This window comes from Corynebacterium sp. NML98-0116 (genome assembly GCF_001767255.1).
In the GTDB taxonomy this organism is placed as follows: domain Bacteria; phylum Actinomycetota; class Actinomycetes; order Mycobacteriales; family Mycobacteriaceae; genus Corynebacterium; species Corynebacterium pseudogenitalium.
This window is the reverse complement of the sequence record NZ_CP017639.1, coordinates 1350856-1369676: the sequence shown is the minus strand read 5'-3', so window position 1 is coordinate 1369676 and position 18821 is coordinate 1350856. Positions and strand designations below refer to the sequence as shown.

Below are 18821 nucleotides of genomic sequence, written 5' to 3'. Positions count from 1 at the left end.
GTAGAAGTTCAAGCTAGTAGCGTTTTCAGTACCTATGGTGGGGGTAGTCAAATGGGGGTCGCGCGGCATTTATGGGGGAATAGGGAGAATGTCCGGCACGTGAATTAGACTGTTTGCCCATGACTCCAGCTGATCTCGCTACAACAGTTCATGAAGCGACCGTCAAGGTGCTTTCCGACCACAATCTCGACGCATCCGTCGTGCCCGATGCAGTGACCGTCGAGCGCCCGCGCAACCCTGAGCACGGCGATTACGCTACGAATATCGCACTGCAGGTGGCGAAGAAAGCCGGTACGAACCCGCGCGAGCTTGCGCAGTGGCTTGCCGACGTCCTCCTGGAAACCCCCGCAATCGCAGAAGCTGACGTCGCAGGCCCAGGGTTCTTGAACCTGCGCCTCGCCACGGACGCGCAGGGACAGCTGGTTGCGGACATCCTGGCGGCAGGCGAGACCTTCGGCAAATCATCTCTTCTTGACGGCCAGCGCATCAACCTCGAATTCGTCTCGGCGAACCCAACCGGCCCGATCCACCTTGGCGGGACCCGCTGGGCAGCTGTGGGCGACTCGCTAGGCCGCGTGCTAGAAGCGAGCGGCGCCGAGGTGACCCGCGAGTACTACTTCAACGATCACGGTGGCCAAATTGACCGCTTCGCACGTTCGCTAGTAGCAGCGGCAAAGGGCGAGCCGACTCCAGAGGACGGCTACGGCGGCTCCTACATCAATGACATCGCCGCCGACATTGTGGCGAAGCAGCCGAATGCGCTTGATGGCAGCCCCGAAGACGTGCAGGAAACGTTCCGTGCCGCAGGCGTGGAAATGATGTTCGCTCAGATCAAGGAGTCCCTACACGAGTTCGGCGTGGACTTCGACGTGTTCTTCCACGAAAACTCGCTGTTTGAGAGTGGGGCCGTCGATAAGGCGATTGCAACGCTCAAAGACAACGGCAACCTGTACGAAAACGAGGGCGCCTGGTGGTTGCGCTCTTCCCAGTTTGGCGACGACAAGGACCGTGTCGTGCTGAAGTCCGATGGCGACGCCGCCTACATCGCGGGCGACATCGCGTACGTGGCAGACAAGTTTGACCGCGGTCACACACTGGCGATCTACATGCTTGGCGCGGACCACCACGGCTACATTGCGCGCCTCCGCGCCGCAGCGCAGGCTCTTGGCTATGACCCTGAGGCTGTCGAGGTGCTCATTGGTCAGATGGTCAATCTTGTGCGTGATGGCCAGCCAGTCAAGATGTCGAAGCGCGCCGGGACGATCATCACTCTCAACGACCTCGTGGACGCTATTGGCGTTGACGGGGCTCGCTACTCGCTCGTGCGCTCCTCTGTGGATTCCACGTTGGACATTGACCTTGACCTGTGGACTAAGCAGTCCTCCGACAATCCCGTGTACTACGTGCAGTACGGTCACGCGCGTCTGTGCTCCATCGCTCGCAAGGCGAAGGAAGCTGGCGTCACTACCGACGGCGCGGACGTTGCGTTGCTTGAGCATGAAAAGGAGGGCGACCTCATTCGTACCCTGGGTGAGTTCCCGGAGGTGGTGAGCACCGCCGCGCAGCTGCGCGAACCGCACCGAATCGCGCGCTACGCGGAGGAACTAGCTAGCTCCTTCCACAAGTTTTACGACGCCTGCCAGATCCTGCCGAAGCCTGGCGAAGAAGTTGAGCCGTTGCATACCGCGCGCTTTGCACTGGCGATGGCAGCGCGCCAGGTACTTGCAAACGCACTCGGCATGATCGGCGTGAGCGCGCCGGAACGGATGTAGGAGGAAGTACATGACCGCAGCGTTTGATGCGCTTCCCGCGCACGTATGGCCACGCAACACCAGACGAGAAGAAGACGGGGTCGTGACTATCGCTGGCGTGCCCCTTCCAGAGATTGCCGAAGAGTACGGTACGCCCGTCATGGTGGTGGATGAGGACGACTTCCGCTCGCGGTGTCGCGATATGGCAAAGGCGTTCGGTGACCCAGCACATGTGCACTACGCGTCGAAGGCGTTCTTGACCACGCACATTGCCCGCTGGGTTGACGAGGAAGGCCTCGCGCTTGATGTTGCGAGCGAAAATGAGCTTCGCATTGCGCTTGCTGCAAACTTTCCGCCAGAGCGGATTACGGTGCACGGGAATAACAAGTCACGCAGCTTTCTGCAGCTGTGCATCGATTCCGGGGTAGCGCACGTCGTCCTTGATTCTCACCAGGAGCTTCGAGAGCTCAATGAGCTTGCCGGGGAAATGGGGACCACCCAAGAGGTCTTTATCCGCGTGAAGCCAGGCGTAGACGCGCACACACACGAATTCATCGCGACGAGCCACGAGGACCAAAAGTTTGGTATTTCCTTGGCGTCTGGCTCTGCCTATCAGGCGGCGTGTGCCGCGATCGATGCGGAGCATCTGCGCCTGACCGGCCTGCACTGCCACGTAGGCTCCCAGGTCTTTGATGCAGAGGGGTTCAAGCTCGCCGCGGAACGTGTGCTTGCGCTGTATGCGCAGATTTGGACCGAGCGCGGCGTTGCGCTTGAGTACTTGGACCTTGGCGGCGGATATGGCATCGCGCAGCTTGAGGAAGAAGCGCCATTGGACGTTGCTGCGGTTGCGAAAGATCTGTTGGCTGCCGTCGACGAGGTTGCCGGTGAACTCGGCATCTCGTCGCCGACCGTGGTTGTCGAGCCTGGCCGTGCGATCGCCGGGCCATCCGCCATTACGCTATACAGCGCGGGCGTGGTCAAAGACGTCGAGATTTCGTACACCAAGACGCGTCGCTACATTTCCGTTAACGGTGGCATGAGCGACAACATTCGTCCAGCGCTTTACGACGCCGTCTACGAGGGCCGGGTGGTCAACAGGTTTACAGGCGGCCAGCCGGTGGCAACTCGTGTGGTGGGTTCCCACTGTGAGTCCGGCGATGTTCTCATCGAGGATGCTCAGTGGCCGGACGACATTGTCAGCGGCGACCTGATCGCGATGCCTGCGACAGGAGCGTATTGCTACCCGATGAGCTCGAATTACAACTCATTTGGGCGCCCTGCCGTGGTCGCGGTCCGAGCTGGAAAGATCAAGCCGATGGTGCGGCGAGAAACTGTTGAAGACATTCTCTCGCGTGAATATAAATAAGAATGTATTCTGTGCGAAATAGACAAAGCGGTACACTGCGCCGTAGCTGAACGTACCAGTATCGAAGTAGGAGAGAATCTAGAGATGTCGGTCGAATCTGCAGAGAGCCGTAACGGTAATTACCCAGGTAAGGGAATTGGTCAGCCGGTCGGTGTCGCTATTTTGGGGAAAGGCACTGTGGGCAGTGAGGTGCTTCGCCTCATTCGGGAGTTTTCTGACAATCTTGAGCAGCGTATCGGTGGCCCACTTGAGGTGCGCGGTGTTGCGGTCTCCAACGTGGAAAAGCACAAGGATGCGCCTGAGGTGCAAGGCATTGAGCTGACTGATGACGCTCGCTCGCTGATCACTCGCGATGACGTTGATGTTGTAGTCGAGGTCATCGGCGGCATCGACTACCCGCGTGAACTGGTGTTGTCTGCTCTGAAGGCAGGTAAGTCCGTTGTTACGGCAAACAAGGCGCTGGTTGCAGCGCACGGTTCCGAGCTTGCCGACGCCGCGAATGAAGTAGGCGTCGATCTCTATTATGAGGCAGCGGTTGCTGCGGCGATTCCAGTTGTTGGTATGTTGCGTCGCTCGTTGGCCGGTGACCAGGTTCAGCGCATTTCCGGCATTGTGAACGGTACGACTAACTTCATCTTGGACGCGATGGCTTCGACTGGAGCGACCTACGAGGAAGCACTCGCTGAGGCGACCCGTTTGGGGTACGCAGAGGCTGATCCGACCGCCGACGTTGAGGGGCACGACGCGGCTTCCAAGGCAGCGATCCTTGCCTCGATGGGCTTCCACACACGAGTCACGTTCGACGATGTGTCCTGCGAGGGCATCACGAAGATTACCGCTGAGGATATTGCTGCGGCGAAGCAGTCGAACCAGACGATTAAGCTGCTGGCGATCTGTGAGCGCCTCTACGACGAAAACGGTAAGACCACTGCTGTTAATGCTCGCGTTCACCCGACGCTCATCCCGAACGAGCACCCGCTGGCGAGCGTTGATAAGTCGTACAACGCCATCTTCGTCGAAGCTGAGGCTGCTGGCCGCCTGATGTTCTACGGCAACGGTGCTGGTGGCGCTCCTACCGCGTCTGCAGTGCTGGGTGATCTGGTCGGTGCAGCCCGCAACAAGGTGCACGGCGGCCGTGCACCAGCGGAGAACCCGTACGCGAACTACCCAGTGGTCGGCTTCGACGAGGTGGCGACTCGCTACCACGTGAACATGACCGTCAACGACCGCGTTGGTGTGCTGGCGGAGCTGACCCGAAAGTTTGCGGAGGCAAACGTGTCGCTCTCCGCAGTGCGCCAGGAGGAGTCCGGCGATGAGGCACACCTGATCGTGGTGACGCACAAGGCGCTGGAGAAGGACCTACGTGACATCGTGGAGCGCCTCTCGCAGCACCCGGATGTGCAGCAAATCAACTCGGTGATCCGCCTAGACGCCTAAGCTGAGATACCTACAGACAAGGAGCACATCATGGCGACAGACATTGAAGTAGGCCTAAAGGCGACTGTGACGGTGCCGGGTTCGTCGGCGAACTTAGGACCGGGCTTCGATACGTTGGGGCTCGCTCTCTCCATTTACGACACTGTCGAGGTTGAGGTCATCGAGTCCGGGCTTGAGGTGGAGATCTTCGGCGAAGGCGCCGAGGACCTGCCGCGCGACGGTTCCCACCTCGTAGTCAAAGCGATTCGTTCTGGCCTCAAAGCCGCTGATGTTTCTGTTCCAGGCCTTCGCGTGGTGTGCACGAACAACATCCCGCAGTCTCGTGGGCTTGGTTCGTCGGCCTCTGCGGCTGTCGCAGGCGTTGTGGCGGCAAACACACTGGCTGGTAACCCGCTTTCCACAGAGGAAGTTGTGCAGCTTTCCTCGGCGTTCGAGGGGCATCCTGATAATGCTGCCGCATCCGTGCTCGGTGGGGCGGTTGTCTCCTGGACCGAGATTCCTGTCGATGGTGTATCGCATCCGGTCTACCGGGCTGTCGGGGTCCCCGTGGATCCCTCGATTCGTGCGGTGGCGCTGGTGCCGAACTTCCACGCCTCGACCAACGCGGTGCGGCAGGTGTTGCCGAGCCACGTCACGCACACGGATGCGCGTTTCAACGTGTCGCGTACCGCGGTGATGACGGTTGCCATCCAGTCCCACCCCGAGCTGCTCTGGGAGGGCACCCGCGACCGCCTGCACCAGCCGTACCGTGCTGACGTGCTGCCGGTCACCGCTGAGTGGGTCAACCGCTTGCGCAACCGCGGCTACGCAGCCTTCGTCTCTGGTGCGGGCCCGACCGCCCTGGTTCTGACCACGACGGACGTTGACGAGGAGTTGCTTGACGACGCCCGCGAGGCCGGACTACGCGTCATCGAGCTTGAGGTAGCGGGTCCGGTACGTGGCGAGCTGACCCGCGCTTAATCTGTCCTGGCTGTTACAGGCCTGAAAGGGGGGCGGAACTGTTCGACGCCCCCGCGCAGGCTCGCTGTGCCGGTCACGCCGCGCGCATCGAGCGCTGCAACAGCTTGCGCTGAGCGCGCCCCTCGGGCGCACACCACAATGGTGCCGGGCTGCGCTTCTGGCGGTGTGTAGCCATCGATAATGGTGCCGAGCGGCACGTTGATGGCGCCGTCAAGGTGGAAGTCAGCGAACTCCTCGGGCTCGCGGACGTCGAGAATCGTGGCGCCTTCCGGAATGGTGGTGACCTCCGCCGGTCCTTGTGGAGGTGCGCTCGTACGCACGCGCTCAGTGACCTCTGGGTCTGCGACAAGCGGCACGTACTCCCACATACCTGTGAGTGAGTCGAAGTAGCCAATCTGGCCAATCAGCGGCGAACCGAGTCCGGTGATGAGCTTGATCGTTTCCATTGCCATCGCGGACCCGACAACGCCTACAAGTGGACCGACCACGCCTGCCTGGGAACAAGAGGGCACGCTGCCTGGTGCTGGTGGAGCGGGGAAGAGGTCCTCGTAGATTGGCCCGTGGCCTGCCCAAAACACCGTGAGCTGTGCTTCAAACCCGAGGATTGACCCCCACACGTGCGGCACGCCCAGGCGCGTGGCCGCGTGCGATGCGATGTGGCGAGTCTGGAAGTTGTCGGTGCCGTCGACGATGATGTCAGCGTCACTGAACAGCTGCAGTGCGTTATCCCACGTGAGGCGGTCAGATACAGTGCGGACGTTGATATCCGGGTTCAACGCCAGCATCTGTGTCTTTGCCGACGCCGTCTTTGCGGTACCGATGGCAGCGGTGGTATGGATGACCTGCCGGTGCAGGTTGGACAGATCCACCCGGTCGTCGTCGATGACAGTGATCGTGCCGACGCCGGCACCAGCTAAGTACAGCAGGGTCGGAGACCCCAAGCCTCCGGCGCCAAGAACAACGACGTGGGCGTCGAAAAGCTGTTGCTGCTTCCTCTCGCCGATGAGTGTGGTTTGCCGTAGGTAGCGCTCATCGAGCGTCATCGATACCAACCCACTGCGTTGCGCCGTCCGCCATGGACTGCTCTTTCCATATTGGGACCTGTGATTTCACTCTGTTGGTGACCTCTTCACAGGCGGCGAATGCCTCGGCGCGGTGCGCACTGGCCACGAGGACCAGGAACGCCATCTCGCCGATCGGCACGGAGCCGACTCGGTGGGCGGCCCAGATTCGCACCGGGTGTTGTTGGGCGATGTCTTCGACAATTGCGCGGAGCTCGTCTTGGGCGCTGGGGTGCGATTCGTACGTCAGCGAACGCACTGCCTGCCCGCCGTCGTGGTCGCGGACAACGCCCTCAAAGCGGACGAGCGCACCCATGGAGCGCGTCATTGTAGCCGTGGCCGCATCCGCAGCGAACTGCTCAAGCGGCGTTTCGGTAATGCGTGCGCCGATGACGGTATTGACCTGCTCGGCGACGAACTGTGGGTCCGAAGTAGAGGCTGGTTGTGAACTAGTGCTCATGTGATCCTTCTATGAGTGCAGTGATGTGGTCGAGCAGGGGAGCGAGCACGGCACACCCGTCCTTCACCCCGCCGCGTGAACCTGGCAGTGTCATGACAAACGTGCGACCCGCCACTCCGGCGACAGTACGCGACAGCACTGCCGTCGCGACTTGCTGCTGGCCATAGGCCCAGAACGCGTGCACGATACCTGGCAGCTGCCGGTCCAACAGAGGCTCCACAATATCAACCGTTTGGTCATCCGGTGTAATGCCGGTTCCGCCCGAGGTCAGCAGTACCGACGGGGAAGCGCCGAGTGCCTCCTGGACCGCATCCGAAAGGTCGGCATCGGCCACGATGGTGGCGTCTGGAGTGTCGAACCCCGCTTCCCGCAGGAACCTGACCGCGATCGGACCTGACTTGTCCTCGTAGACACCTGCGGCTGCTCGCGTAGAAGCCACGATAACCCGTGCAGTACGTTGATTGGTATTCATAGGCACAATCTACAGCGGATAGACCATGACTGGTGTACCCGCGGGAACCGTAGCCGCGGCGGGAATGCGGATCAGGCAGGTCGCGGTGGCACCCTGGGTAAGCAGGTGCGAGCTTGTACCGTGGTACGGATGCACAAGGCCCTCTCGAATTTCACCGCGCAGGAACTGATCCTTGCCGGCGATTCCAACGCCCTCTGTATCTATAGCAACGCGTACGGGAGCCGGCGCGCGTCCCAACACTGGTGCGACGTACAGGACGAATGACACGATGGTGGAAATCGGGTTGCCTGGCAGGCTCAGCACAGGCACACCGTGAAACGCAGAGATGCCTTGTGGCCCGCCGGGCTGCTGAGCGACATGTCCGTACCAGCCATCCGTAAACACCTGACGGATGACCTCGAACTTGCCGTGGCTGATCCCGCCTGAGGTCACAATCGCATCCGGTTGGTACTCCTCGACCGCTGCTGCGACCTCTCGCTCGAGTGCCTCAGGATCGTCGTTGGTCAGTAGGCGCGCTACAACCTCGATGCCATGGCGCGCGGCTAGCGCCTCAAGCATCGGACCGTTCGAGTCCGGAATTGTCGCGGGGCCTGTGGCCTGGTCGCTCGGGGAGACCTCAGCGCCACCCGTGATCACTAAGATGCGAGCAGTGCGCTTGACCTCAACGGTCTCGATTCCCTGGCTGATCGCGGCGCCAACAAGCGCCGGTGTCACCCCATCACCGCGATGTGCAATGCAAGCCCCGGGCTGGATATCGCTGCCCGCAAGGCGCATGAACTGACCACGCTTGACCTCAGGGATCTTGACAGGTTCACCAGTCGCCCCGAACGTCGGCGGGGTGCAACGCTCCACTGGGACGACTGCTACCGTGCCACGAGGAAGTTTCGCGCCGGTCATGATCGGCGCCACAACGCCCTGCAGGCCTTCTGGATACAGTTCGTCGGGGTCAGCGCCTGCGGCAATCGTCGGGCCGATCGTCGCTGTGTGCGCTTTCACCTGCGTCAACGCGTACCCGTCCATTTGCGAGTTGTCGAAGGTCGGTTGCTTGCGCACGGCAACAACATCGGCCGCGAGCACACGCTGCTGCTTGCCAGCTTCAACGACGCTGATGCGCTCCGAAAGCCGAGGGCCGACGGCCTCGCGCACCGCATTCAGGTGCTCCTCAGTAGTTCGTGTCATGGCGCCTACTCTACGCGCCACCACCAGTTCGCTACCATGGACGACATGCAAATTCACTACTTTGCCGCCGCACGCGCGGCCACAGGCGTCGCACAGGAAGAAGTTGGGAACTTTGCCACACTGCAGGAACTGCTTGCCGACGCCGCTTCGCGCCACAACGGCACCACCGACGCAGGCCAAACGCTCGCAGACATCCTGGCGCGCTGCACCTTCCTGATCGACGGAAAACGCGCCCAGCAGACTGACTCGCTCGAGTCCGCTGAGCGCGTTGATGTCTTGCCACCGTTCGCTGGGGGCTAATCCGTCGGCTTTGGGTAGATGGCGATGTCATCCGTTTTGACGTAGCACGTTACAGATGCGCCGGGCTCAATGCCCGCATCGAGTGCCTCCTGACGCTGGACCGGGAGCGCCACAACCGCACCGTGGACGTCGAGCTCCACAGTGAGGCCACCCGAGGTACTGACATCGACTGTGGCCACGGTGGCCTCCAGCGAGTTGTAATCTCCCGGCGCTGCTCCGGCTGGGACGTGCAGCGAGACGTCCTGCGGCGCGAAGACTACGACGGCATGCTCATGCTGTTCGCACTGCTCTGAGGCGACACCGGTGAGCTCACCGACTGTGGTTGCCACGCACGCAACGGAACCTTGGTGCGCGGCACCCACCATGTGCGCTGGAATCCAGTTCACGCTAGCGGGCAACCAGTTCACGCCAGCGAGCCGTGCAGAAAACTGCGTCGCCGGAACTTTGAGCTCCTCGGCCGTCGGCCGCAGGCTGATGACGTTGCCTCGGTCCATTACCGCAACGTATTCCGCAAGGTTGGCCACGTCCAATGGGTTGTGCGTAATCACGATCGTGGTGCGGTCGTGCGCTGTAGCCCGCAGTACCTGGCGCCAGTGATGCGCAGAGTTCACGTCGATCGCAGCGAGTGGCTCGTCAAGAATTAGCACGCGGGGGCGCGGGGCGAGCGCTCGTACTAGCGACACCTGCGATGCTTGACCGCCAGAGAGAGCACGGACGGGGACGTCGGCAAGGTCGCACAGGCCCGCTGAGGTCAGCAGCTCAAGTGCGCGCTGTTTGCTGCCAGTGACCATCGCGACAGCCTTCAGTGGGGTCGACGTAGGTGGCAGACCGGGGTTCTGGGTAAGCAACACAACTCCGCGTTTGTGCGCCGGGACAAGCTTGCTCGACGACGTGCCCGCATCAACCACGCGGTCGCCGATCAAGGTGCGCAAACCGCCGAGGCGCCCTGCAATCCTGCCAACCAACGTGGTCTTCCCCGAGCCGTTCAAGCCTATGAGCGCCGTCGTGGCGTTCGCAGGGAACGTTGTTTCACCGATGACGACGGGTACGCCCCCGTCCTCGGGGCTTGTCAGTAGGCGCAGCCGTTCCGTGTCCACCTCGTGGGTAGCGCGAGCGACTTCACGGGAGCGCGTACGCGACAGGAAGACCGTCGGCAGCGTCGATGCGGCAAGCGTGAGCACCGCCACTGCGATGAGGATGGCTGATAGCCCATACGCGACATCCTGATCCACTTCGCGGGCAATATAGATGCCCAACGGCATGGTGCGCGTGGTGCCAGGCATCGAGCCGGCGAAGGTCAACGTGGTGCCGAACTCGCCGAGCGAGCGCGCAAACGCTAGCCCGGCCGCAGAGACGAGTGAGGGCGCGATTGCAGGTAGGATTATCTTGCGAGTAATCGTCGAGGGGCTCAGCCCCACGCCTGCGGCCGAGTATGTAATCTCCGGATCGAGTTGCCGCAGCGCCGCGTCAAGTGTGATGACAACGAACGGCAGCGCAATGAACACATGTGCAGCGACGACACCCGGAAACGCGAACGCGAACTGAATATGCAGCGCGTCCAACAGCGGCGCAGCCAAGCCTCGGCGTCCGAGAAACGCGCTGAGCGCTAAACCACCGACGACCGGCGGCATCGCTAGCGGAAGTAGCACGAGTACTCGCGCAAGGCCTGCACCTCGTCGCAAGTGTTGCATCCATAGCGCAAGCGGTGTGCCCAGCAGGAGTGTGATGACGCACGCCAGGACAGCGGAGCGCAGCGTGACGCGGAGCAACTGCTGTGTCGATGCGGAGGCAAGGATCTCACCGAGCTGGTCCCATGGCACACGTGCACCAAGCGCCAGGATCGGCAGCACAATGGCGGCGAGTGCAAGAAGCGCCAGGCCCCACACCAACATTGGTGTCTGGCGTGGGGCCTGGCGAAGCGTTGATTGCTGCATGAATACGGACTCTACCCGGTGGTTACTGTTGCGCAGCAGGGGTGAAGCCGTACTTCTCCCACACCACGGCCATTTCTGGGCTTGCAAGCAGTTCGAAGAGATTCTGCGCGGCAGCCTCGTCGGTGGTGTTGGTGGTTACAGCGGCGACGAGGGAGTTCGGCTTCTCGTCAGCGTGAGGGATATCGAGGACCTCCACAGCATCGCCAGCGGCAGCAGCATCGGTGCGGTACACAAAGCCTGCGTCAGCCTCGCCCGAGACAACCTTGCCCAAGGTGTCAGACACGCTGTGTTCCAGGGACACCGGATTGATGGTGAGGTTGTTCGCCGTCACGAGCTCGTTGGTCACGGAGCCGCAAGGAACCTGGGCGTCACAGACGACCAAGTTCACGCCGTCCTTCTGTACGTCTTCGACACTCTTGATGTCCGCTGGGTTGCCCTTCGGCACCACGAGCACCATCGAGTTCGTCGCCACTACCTTCGGGTCTTTTGCGACGCCCGCTTCGACAGCCTTGTCCATGTTCTTCTGGTCAGCTGTGATCAACACGTCACCAGGTGCGCCCTCCTTCAGTTGCTGCACCAGGTCAGAGGAGCCGGCGTTGACGAACTCGAGGTTGTTCTCCGACATTTCCGAAAGGTCCTCGTTGAGTACGCGCGTGGAAGCCGCGCCCATCACGATGAGGTCGCTGGGTGCCTCAGCGGTCGGTGCTTTTGAGGCGGCGCTTTCGGAATCGGTGCCACCGGCGCAGGCGGTCAGACCGGTCGCGGCCAGGGCAGCCACGAACAATGTGGCAAGGCGAGTAGAGCGCATGAGAACTCCTTCGAGTAGTGGTTTGAATATGAATATAAATTATCTTAAAAAAGGGGTAGACACGAAGAATGCCCCCGGAAGAAGAGCTCCGGGGGCAGCACTGGCGAGCGGGTTGAAGCACTAGCGCTTCAATTGACGTCCGTTCGAGCGGATCGGCTCCCACTGGGCCTCAGAGCGGCGGCCCTGGACCTCTTCACCGCGCGAGCGGTAGACCACGTACGGCCTAGTGGAGTAGCCGACCGGAGCCGAGAACGCGTGGACAAGTCGGGTAAACGGCCAGCAGGCGATCAAGGTGAAGCCAGCAAGCACGTGGACCTTAAACTGCCACGGAGCCTGCACCATCAGGTCCGGCATTGGGTTGAAAATCAGCAGCTGGCGCAGCCACGGTGAAATCGTTTCGCGGTAATCGTAGCCGCCGGGCACACCGAAGACCTGCGTCGAGACGGTCGCGATAAAGCCGGAGCAGATTGCGATTGTCAGGAACACATACATGAACTTGTCGGAGGTGGCCGTCGATAAGAACACCGAACGGTTGACCACACGACGGTAGAGCAAGCCAAGCAACCCCAACACCACGGCGATACCCGCAATCGTGCCAGGAATCGTTGCGATGAGGTGGTAGGCATGGTCGCTGATGCCCATGCCTCGGGTCCAAGTCTTCGGAATCGCTAGGCCCATGAGGTGGCCAATGACCACGAAGACCATGCCCCAGTGGAACAGTGGCGAGGAAAGCCGCAGCAACTTCGATTCGTAAATCTGTGACGAGTGGGTAGTCCAGCCCATCTGGTCATAACGCCAGCGCCAGATAATGCCGATGACAAACGCAGCGATGGCCAACCAGGGAAAGGCCACCCACAGGAATTCTTCAATACCAGTCATAGTGAGTTCAGTCCTTTAACTGTGGTTGGGAGAAGCCGTTGGAAACGGCAGGGGAGTAGTTTCAATACCGACCATCTCCGCAGGAGGGCCCTGGCGAATCAGGTTGATGCAGCGAGCGATAGTTTCCTCGTCAATGCTGGGCAGCAACATGCACACAGCCGTGAGCAAGTGAGCGTACGGGCTACCCAGTCCGACCAGAGCGTGACGCAGCACCTCGAGGCCGTCTCGGTGCGCGGCAATCATCTCTAACGCGTGCTGTTGGGAGTCGGAGTCAGCGAACGCAAGCGCTTCCAGGACGACGCAAAGGTGGTCCGGGAGCTCCTCCGAGATCTCTTCCATACCTAGACCTGCCAACTGTTGACGAAACGCCAATATCGCGGCACCGCGCTGGCGGGTATCACCAACCGAATAGTAGGAGAGGTGCAGCGCGCAGCGACGCCGCTGGTCGAAGGTCTCGACGTAGTGCTCCTGGAGCGGCAGGAGTCCGAGGCCACGTGCCCTGCCGATGAACTCCGCGATTTCTGCAGCAACAGGGGCTGGAAGCAGCCCGAGCTGCTCCTCGACGGTCTCCAGCGTGGAGAAGAACTCCTCTTCTGGGTACCGCAACGTGAGGCTGAGCGCCATCGCTGCGATCTGACGCTGCTGCGTATCGCACGCCACTGGTGCCACTAGGTCCTCGGGTACAACCCCGATTTGGGTTCGGGTGCTCATTACTGCTCACCCTCGCGTCGCGCGATGTTGCCGTCAGCACTCGGTCCTTCCTCAACCGGGTTCGGCGTTGGAGTCGATGCTTCCGGAGCAGCAGGGCGGTAGTTCTCGCTTGCAGTCTTCGGCTCGCGAGTCTTCAGCGCGGTGGGGAACATCGCGTCAGGGCGGTCGCCGGTCCACGACATGAGTGACACCTTGCCAGGCTGCGCGTTGTCTGCCTCTTCGTGGCAGGCGCTCGGCGCACCCATGCCCAGGTTGGCCATCAGGTCGCCACTGGCAGGGTCGACGCCGCCAAACGGATCCAGCGAGGCAACACCACGCGGGGTCTCCGGCGAGGTGGTCGGGATGACGTAGCGGTCGTCGTACTTGGCGATCGCCAGCAGGCGATACATCGCTTCCAGGTCTTTGCCAGTCATACCGACGGCGCTTGCAATCGCCTCGTTCGTCGGCTGGCCTAGGTTGATGTCGCGCATGTAGGAACGCATCGCGGCGAGCCTACGCAGCGAAAGCTCGACTGGGACGGTGTCACCTGCAGTGAACAGGCCAGCCTGGTACTCGAGCGGGATACGCATGTTGGAGATCGCGCTGAGCAGTACCTTGTGGTCTTCGCCGTCAGCACCAGTCTTGGTCACCTGATCGACGATCGGCGACAGCGACGGGATGTACCACACCATCGGCAGTGTGCGGAACTCTGGGTGTAGCGGCAGCGCCACACCGTACGTGAAAATCAGATCGTAGATCGGGGAGTTCTGCGCCGCCTCGATCCAAGAGTGCGGGATGCCCTCTTCGGTCGCCGCGCGGACGACCTCAGGGTCGCGTGGATCGAGGAAGAGCGACTTCTGCGCCTCAAACAGGTCCTTCTCATCGGGTGTCGACGCCGCCTCTGCAACACGGTCCGCGTCGTAGAGCAGTACGCCAAGGTAACGCAGACGCCCCACACATGTCTCCGAGCACACGGTCGGCTGGCCGACCTCAATGCGCGGGTAGCACAGCGTACATTTTTCGGCCTTGCCCGTCTTGTGGTTGAAGTACACCTTCTTGTACGGGCAGCCAGAGACGCACATGCGCCAGCCGCGGCAGCTGTCCTGGTCAACCAGGACGATGCCGTCCTCAGTGCGCTTGTACATCGCGCCTGACGGGCAGGAAGACACACACGTTGGGTTCAGGCAGTGTTCACAGATGCGCGGGAGGTAGAACATGAAGGACTCTTCAATTTCCTTCTTCACCTCCAGGTTCATCTTCTCCAGGACTTGGTCATCGTCCATGGTTGCCGTCGAACCACCAAGATTGTCATCCCAGTTCGAAGACCAGGAGATCGTGTCGATCGGTTTGCCAGTGATCTGCGACTTCGGCCGAGCCGTCGGTTGCGTCTTCTGGCCAGCTGGGGCGCTGATGAGCTTCTCGTACTCATAGGTCCACGGCTCGTAGTAGTCCTCGATCGTCGGCATGTTCGGGTTGTGGAAAATAGTGGCCAGACGCTTGATACGTCCACCCTGGCGTGGCTTGAGCTTGCCGCTGCCGTCAAGCTTCCAGCCGCCCTTCCACTTCTCCTGGTCCTCCCACGAGCGTGGGTAGCCCACACCGGGACGGGTTTCAACGTTGTTGAACCAGATGTACTCCGTGCCTTCACGGTTGGTCCATGCCTGCTTACACGTCACCGAACACGTATGGCATCCGATGCACTTGTCCAGGTTCATGACCATGGCAATTTGCGCCATAACTCGCATTAGTACTGCACCTCCTGGGAGCGACGACGGATGCGGGTAACCTCGTCGCGGTTGTTGCCGGTTGGGCCGATGTAGTTGAATCCGTAGGTCAAGTGGCCGTAGCCACCAGCCACATGCAGTGGCTTGATGGTGATGCGGGTCAGCGAGTTGTGCGTGCCGCCACGTCGGCCGGAACGCTCGTTCAGTGGTGTGCCCACTGTGCGTTCCTGCGCGTGGTTCATGATGACCGTTCCTTCCGGAATGCGGTGGGTGACCACAGCACGCGCTGAGACAACACCGTTGCGGTTGTAGAGCTCAACCTACTCGTTGTCCTTGACACCGATCTTCTGAGCATCCGCATCCGACATCCAGACGACCTGGCCACCGCGGGAGATGGACAAAACATGAAGGTTGTCGAAGTATTGCGAGTGAATCGACCACTTATTGTGCGGGGTGAGGTAGCGCACCGTGATCTCTGGATTGCCGTCCTCGCCCTTGAGAATCTCGCCCGGACGGGTCTCACCATTAAGACGCATGCGGTCAAGCGGAGGTTTAAACACGGGGAGTTGCTCGCCGTAGTCAATGAACCAGTCGTGATCGATGAAGTAGTGCATGCGACCGGAAAGCGTGTTCCAGGGCTTGTCCATCGCGAGGTTCAGCGAGAACGCGGTGTAGCGACGCCCATCGCGCTTGTCCCCAGACCACTCCGGCGAGGTGATGACCTCTTGCGGGCGTTCCTTGACCTTGTCCCACACGATCTGGGCGTCCTCGGTGCCTTCCCAGAACTCGCTAGTGTCCGAACCGAGCATCTTGCCCAGGTTTTCGAAACCGTTGCGTGCGACTTCGCCGTTGGACACACCGGACAGGTGCAGGATCGCTTGTGCGGCCTTCACCGCAGAGTTCAATGCTGGGCGGTCGCCTGCTGAAGCAGTCTCAGCGACGCCGTTCATACCGAAGAGCTCACCAACCTGCTTTTCAACGTTAAACGGCGTGCCGTGTACGTTCGTACCAGCCTTCTCGGTCAGTGGGCCGAAAGACATCCACTTCTCGAACACCTTGGTGTAGTCGCGTTCAACCGGGACCAGCTTTGCCATCGTTTGGCCCGGAATCATGCCGACTTCCTTGACATCGGGCACCACGCCGTTCGCCATGTTCGGGTTGATCTCGTCCGGTGCGTCGTGGGAGATAGGCGCGGTGACGATGTCCGTCTGTACTCCCAGCCACTTGCCGGCCATGCGGGAAACAGCGTCGGACATATCGCGGAAGATCTCCCAGTCACTGCGGGCCTCCCACGGCGGGTTGATCGCAGCGTTAAACGTATGGATGAACGGGTGCATATCCGTCGTGGACAAGTCGTTCTTCTCGTACCAGGTGGCCGCAGGGAAAACGATGTCTGACACCAGGGTGGTCGAGGTGTTACGGAAGTCCGTAGTCATCATCAGGTCGAGCTTGCCCATCGGTGCCTCTTCGCGCCAGCGAATCGACTTCGGGCGCTCATCCTCGGCCAGCTCTTCCGCGGAGACATCCGAATCAACCCCCAACATGTGGCGCAGGAAGTACTCGGTACCCTTTGCCGAAGAACCCATCAGGTTCGTGCGCCAGTTCAGCAGGATGCGAGGCCAGTTCTCCGGAGCATCCGGATCCTCAGCAGCGAACTCCATCTGACCCGACTCGAGCTGGTCGACGACGTAGTCCTTCACATCCATGCCCGCTTCCTTCGCTTGCTCAGCAAGCAGCAGTGGGTTGCGGTTGAACTGCGGATACGACGGCATCCAGCCACGCTTCATGGCCTCGACCAGCGTCTCCGACAGGAACTTATCTTCCGACGCGCCCTTACGAGCCAGCGGCGAGGCCATCCTGGAAGCCTTCGAGTTATCGTACCGCCACTGGGACGTGGTCAGGTAGTAGAACCCGGTGGTGATCATGTGGCGCGGCGGACGGTTCCAGTCATTCGCGAACGCGTACTGGCTCCAGCCCGACTGAGGGCGCAGCTTCTCCTGACCCACGTAGTGCGCCCAACCGCCGCCGTTGACACCTTGGGTGCCACACATAGAAGTCAGCGCAAGGAAAGTGCGGTAGATCGAGTCCGCGTGGACGTAGTGGTTCGCGCCCGCGCCCATGATGATCTGGGAGCGGCCCTTCGAGTCCAGCGCGTTCTGCGCGAACTCTGTAGCGATGCGCTCGATCTGCGCAACCGGAACACTCGACAGCTCTTCTGCCCATGCGGGCGTGCCGACCTCAGAGGCGTCGTTAAAGTCAGCCGGCCAAGAGCCAGGCAGCTGCAGCGACGGACGGTTCACACCGTAGTGCGCCAGCATGAGGTCGTACACGGTGGTGACGGTGCGGCCTGCGACCTCGCGGACCGGAACACCGCGGCGGTAGACGCCAGCGCCGATAGGACCGTCCGAGTCCAAAGCCTCGCGCGAGGCATCCATGTCGAAGCGTGGGAAGCACACCTCGGCTGTGCCGTAGGAGTTGGTATCCGCCATGGACATCACCGGGTTCGCGTTATCGTGGCGGAGATTCCATTTGCCCGGATCGGTCTTGTAGTGGTCCGCGATAGTGCCACCTGGGTCGACAACGGTACCGTCCGCTTCAATGTTGAGCAGACGGTACTGTGCGTTATCGCTGCTGGCCAGGGAGGCGTCGTCAAGCTTGTCTGCGGTGAGGAACTTGCCTGGAGCCAAGGTGCCGTCCTCGAGCTGATCAAGCTCTACCAGGAACGGCGCATCCGTGTACTTGAGCATGTAATCCATGAAGTACTGCGGTTGCTGCGCTACATGGAACTTGCTCAAGATAACGTGGCCCATCGCGAAGGCGAGCGCGCCGTCGGTGCCCGGCGACATGCGCATCCACTCGTCGGCGAACTTCGCCGCATCGTTGTAGTCCGGGGAAACCACGACGATCTTGGTGCCCTTGTAACGCACCTCGGTCATGAAGTGTGAGTCCGGCGTACGGGTCACCGGGATGTTCGAGCCCCACATCATCAGGTAGGAAGAGTTGAACCAGTCGCCCGACTCAGGCACATCCGTCTGATCGCCGAACGTCTGCGGGGAGGCAGGGGGCAGGTCTGCATACCAGTCGTAGAAGGACAGCATCGCGCCACCGATCAGCCCCAAGAAACGGGTACCGGCGGCGTAGGAGACCTGGCTCATCGCAGGAATCACTGTGAAGCCAGCGATGCGGTCCGGGCCCCACTGCTTGATGGTGTACACGTGTGCTGCTGCAGCGATCTCGACGGCCTCTTCGTAGGCAACGCGCACCAGGCCGCCCTTGCCGCGGGCACCGACGTAGGCGCGACGCTTGACTGGGTCTTCCTGGATCGCACGCCAGGCGAGGACAGGGTCGCCGTCGTGTTGCTTCTTTTCGTGGCGGTACATCTCCAGCAGCGCGCTACGCACGTACGGGTAGCGGATGCGCGTCGGCGAGTAGGTGTACCAGGAAAAGGATGCGCCACGCGGGCACCCTCGAGGTTCGTACTCTGGGAAGTCAGGGCCGGTAGTCGGGTAGTCAACCGCCTGGGATTCCCAGGTGATGACGCCATCCTTGACGTAAACCTTCCAGGAACAGGAACCGGTGCAGTTCACACCGTGTGTGGAGCGCACCATCTTGTCGAAGGACCAACGGTTGCGGTAGAACACGTCGGCTTGTCGGCCGCCTTCGAGGAAAATCTGCTGGCCGGAAGGCGTGACGTCGCCTTTGCGAACGAACCCACCAAGTTTAAACAGCGGGTTGGACTGTGTCGCATCAGTCATGGTTCACAATCTCCTTGGATGAAAGTGAGAAAACGGGGTCGTGAA

Annotated in this window: 13 protein-coding genes and 2 pseudogenes; 5 read left to right on the top strand and 10 right to left on the bottom strand. The window is 61.2% G+C overall.

Annotation, left to right across the window (positions count from 1 at the left end; all coding sequences use genetic code 11):
• Positions 1-119 precede the first annotated feature (119 nt).
• The 4 genes from argS (at position 120) to thrB (ending at position 5514) form a co-directional block, all read left to right on the top strand.
• The gene (argS, locus tag BJP05_RS06145; protein ID WP_070362641.1) at positions 120-1772 is read left to right on the top strand and encodes an arginine--tRNA ligase; all 1653 of its coding nucleotides are present in this window, start codon (positions 120-122) and stop codon (positions 1770-1772) included.
• A gap of 10 nt (positions 1773-1782) precedes the next feature.
• Entirely contained in the window at positions 1783-3117 is a 1335-nt protein-coding gene (gene lysA, locus BJP05_RS06140) for a diaminopimelate decarboxylase (protein WP_070362640.1), read from the top strand.
• A gap of 84 nt (positions 3118-3201) precedes the next feature.
• A complete protein-coding gene (locus tag BJP05_RS06135; protein WP_070362639.1) occupies positions 3202-4554 on the top strand; it encodes a homoserine dehydrogenase in 1353 nt (450 codons plus the stop codon).
• 30 nt (positions 4555-4584) lie between these two features.
• Positions 4585-5514 carry a homoserine kinase gene (gene thrB, locus BJP05_RS06130; protein WP_070362638.1) on the top strand — a complete coding sequence of 310 codons (930 nt, stop codon included), beginning with the start codon at positions 4585-4587 and terminating at the stop codon, positions 5512-5514.
• Here the strand turns inward: thrB and BJP05_RS06125 are convergent.
• Genes BJP05_RS06125 through BJP05_RS06110 form a run of 4 tightly spaced genes read right to left on the bottom strand, consistent with a single transcriptional unit; the run spans position 5511 to position 8686 of the window.
• A complete protein-coding gene (locus tag BJP05_RS06125) occupies positions 5511-6557 on the bottom strand; it encodes a ThiF family adenylyltransferase (protein ID WP_070362637.1) in 1047 nt (348 codons plus the stop codon). The two genes, thrB and BJP05_RS06125, sit on opposite strands and share 4 nt — an antisense overlap.
• Complete coding sequence (locus tag BJP05_RS06120; protein WP_070362636.1) at positions 6544-7035, bottom strand: molybdenum cofactor biosynthesis protein MoaE; 492 nt, start codon at positions 7033-7035, stop codon at positions 6544-6546. The genes BJP05_RS06125 and BJP05_RS06120 overlap by 14 nt, the downstream gene beginning before the upstream one ends.
• On the bottom strand, positions 7025-7507 hold the full coding sequence (locus tag BJP05_RS06115; protein ID WP_070362635.1) for a MogA/MoaB family molybdenum cofactor biosynthesis protein: 483 nt from the start codon (positions 7505-7507) through the stop codon (positions 7025-7027). The genes BJP05_RS06120 and BJP05_RS06115 overlap by 11 nt, the downstream gene beginning before the upstream one ends.
• A 9-nt stretch (positions 7508-7516) precedes the next feature.
• Entirely contained in the window at positions 7517-8686 is a 1170-nt protein-coding gene (locus tag BJP05_RS06110) for a molybdopterin molybdotransferase MoeA (RefSeq protein ID WP_070362634.1), read from the bottom strand.
• 45 nt (positions 8687-8731) lie between these two features.
• Here BJP05_RS06110 and BJP05_RS06105 point away from each other — a divergent pair, with 45 nt between their 5' ends.
• Positions 8732-8986, top strand: a complete 255-nt coding sequence (locus BJP05_RS06105) for a MoaD/ThiS family protein (RefSeq protein WP_070363540.1) — start codon at positions 8732-8734, stop codon at positions 8984-8986.
• On the opposite strand, the gene BJP05_RS06100 is transcribed toward BJP05_RS06105, so the two are convergent.
• From BJP05_RS06100 to BJP05_RS06075, 6 genes and pseudogenes are all read right to left on the bottom strand, one after another.
• Positions 8983-10920, bottom strand: coding sequence for an ATP-binding cassette domain-containing protein (locus BJP05_RS06100; RefSeq protein WP_070362633.1), 1938 nt, complete (start codon positions 10918-10920; stop codon positions 8983-8985). The genes BJP05_RS06105 and BJP05_RS06100 overlap by 4 nt on opposite strands.
• 22 nt (positions 10921-10942) lie before the next feature.
• On the bottom strand, positions 10943-11728 hold the full coding sequence (gene modA / locus BJP05_RS06095; protein ID WP_070362632.1) for a molybdate ABC transporter substrate-binding protein: 786 nt from the start codon (positions 11726-11728) through the stop codon (positions 10943-10945).
• Between the two features lie 120 nt (positions 11729-11848).
• On the bottom strand, positions 11849-12607 hold the full coding sequence (narI, locus tag BJP05_RS06090) for a respiratory nitrate reductase subunit gamma (RefSeq protein ID WP_070362631.1): 759 nt from the start codon (positions 12605-12607) through the stop codon (positions 11849-11851).
• Positions 12608-12622: 15 nt separating this feature from the next.
• Positions 12623-13318: a nitrate reductase molybdenum cofactor assembly chaperone gene (narJ, locus tag BJP05_RS06085; protein ID WP_070362630.1), complete on the bottom strand. Its 696-nt coding sequence runs from the start codon at positions 13316-13318 to the stop codon at positions 12623-12625.
• Positions 13319-13461: 143 nt separating this feature from the next.
• A pseudogene (gene narH, locus BJP05_RS06080) lies at positions 13462-15042 on the bottom strand (nitrate reductase subunit beta); the annotation flags it as partial.
• Positions 15042-18776, bottom strand: a pseudogene (locus tag BJP05_RS06075) (nitrate reductase subunit alpha). The pseudogenes BJP05_RS06075 and narH, both read right to left, overlap by 1 nt.
• Between the last annotated feature and the right edge of the window lie 45 nt (positions 18777-18821).

Bases quoted from the DNA above. Each gene is read 5' to 3' on its own strand.
- BJP05_RS06135 (WP_070362639.1), top strand. From the start codon at position 3,202: ATGTCGGTCGAATCTGCAGAGAGCCGTAACGGTAATTACCCAGGTAAG.
- narJ (WP_070362630.1), bottom strand. From the start codon at position 13,318: ATGAGCACCCGAACCCAAATCGGGGTTGTACCCGAGGACCTAGTGGCA.
- BJP05_RS06110 (WP_070362634.1), bottom strand. From the start codon at position 8,686: ATGACACGAACTACTGAGGAGCACCTGAATGCGGTGCGCGAGGCCGTC.
- BJP05_RS06115 (WP_070362635.1), bottom strand. From the start codon at position 7,507: ATGAATACCAATCAACGTACTGCACGGGTTATCGTGGCTTCTACGCGA.
- narI (WP_070362631.1), bottom strand. From the start codon at position 12,607: ATGACTGGTATTGAAGAATTCCTGTGGGTGGCCTTTCCCTGGTTGGCC.
- modA (WP_070362632.1), bottom strand. From the start codon at position 11,728: ATGCGCTCTACTCGCCTTGCCACATTGTTCGTGGCTGCCCTGGCCGCG.
- BJP05_RS06120 (WP_070362636.1), bottom strand. From the start codon at position 7,035: ATGAGCACTAGTTCACAACCAGCCTCTACTTCGGACCCACAGTTCGTC.
- BJP05_RS06125 (WP_070362637.1), bottom strand. From the start codon at position 6,557: ATGACGCTCGATGAGCGCTACCTACGGCAAACCACACTCATCGGCGAG.
- lysA (WP_070362640.1), top strand. From the start codon at position 1,783: ATGACCGCAGCGTTTGATGCGCTTCCCGCGCACGTATGGCCACGCAAC.
- BJP05_RS06100 (WP_070362633.1), bottom strand. From the start codon at position 10,920: ATGCAGCAATCAACGCTTCGCCAGGCCCCACGCCAGACACCAATGTTG.
- thrB (WP_070362638.1), top strand. From the start codon at position 4,585: ATGGCGACAGACATTGAAGTAGGCCTAAAGGCGACTGTGACGGTGCCG.
- argS (WP_070362641.1), top strand. From the start codon at position 120: ATGACTCCAGCTGATCTCGCTACAACAGTTCATGAAGCGACCGTCAAG.
- BJP05_RS06105 (WP_070363540.1), top strand. From the start codon at position 8,732: ATGCAAATTCACTACTTTGCCGCCGCACGCGCGGCCACAGGCGTCGCA.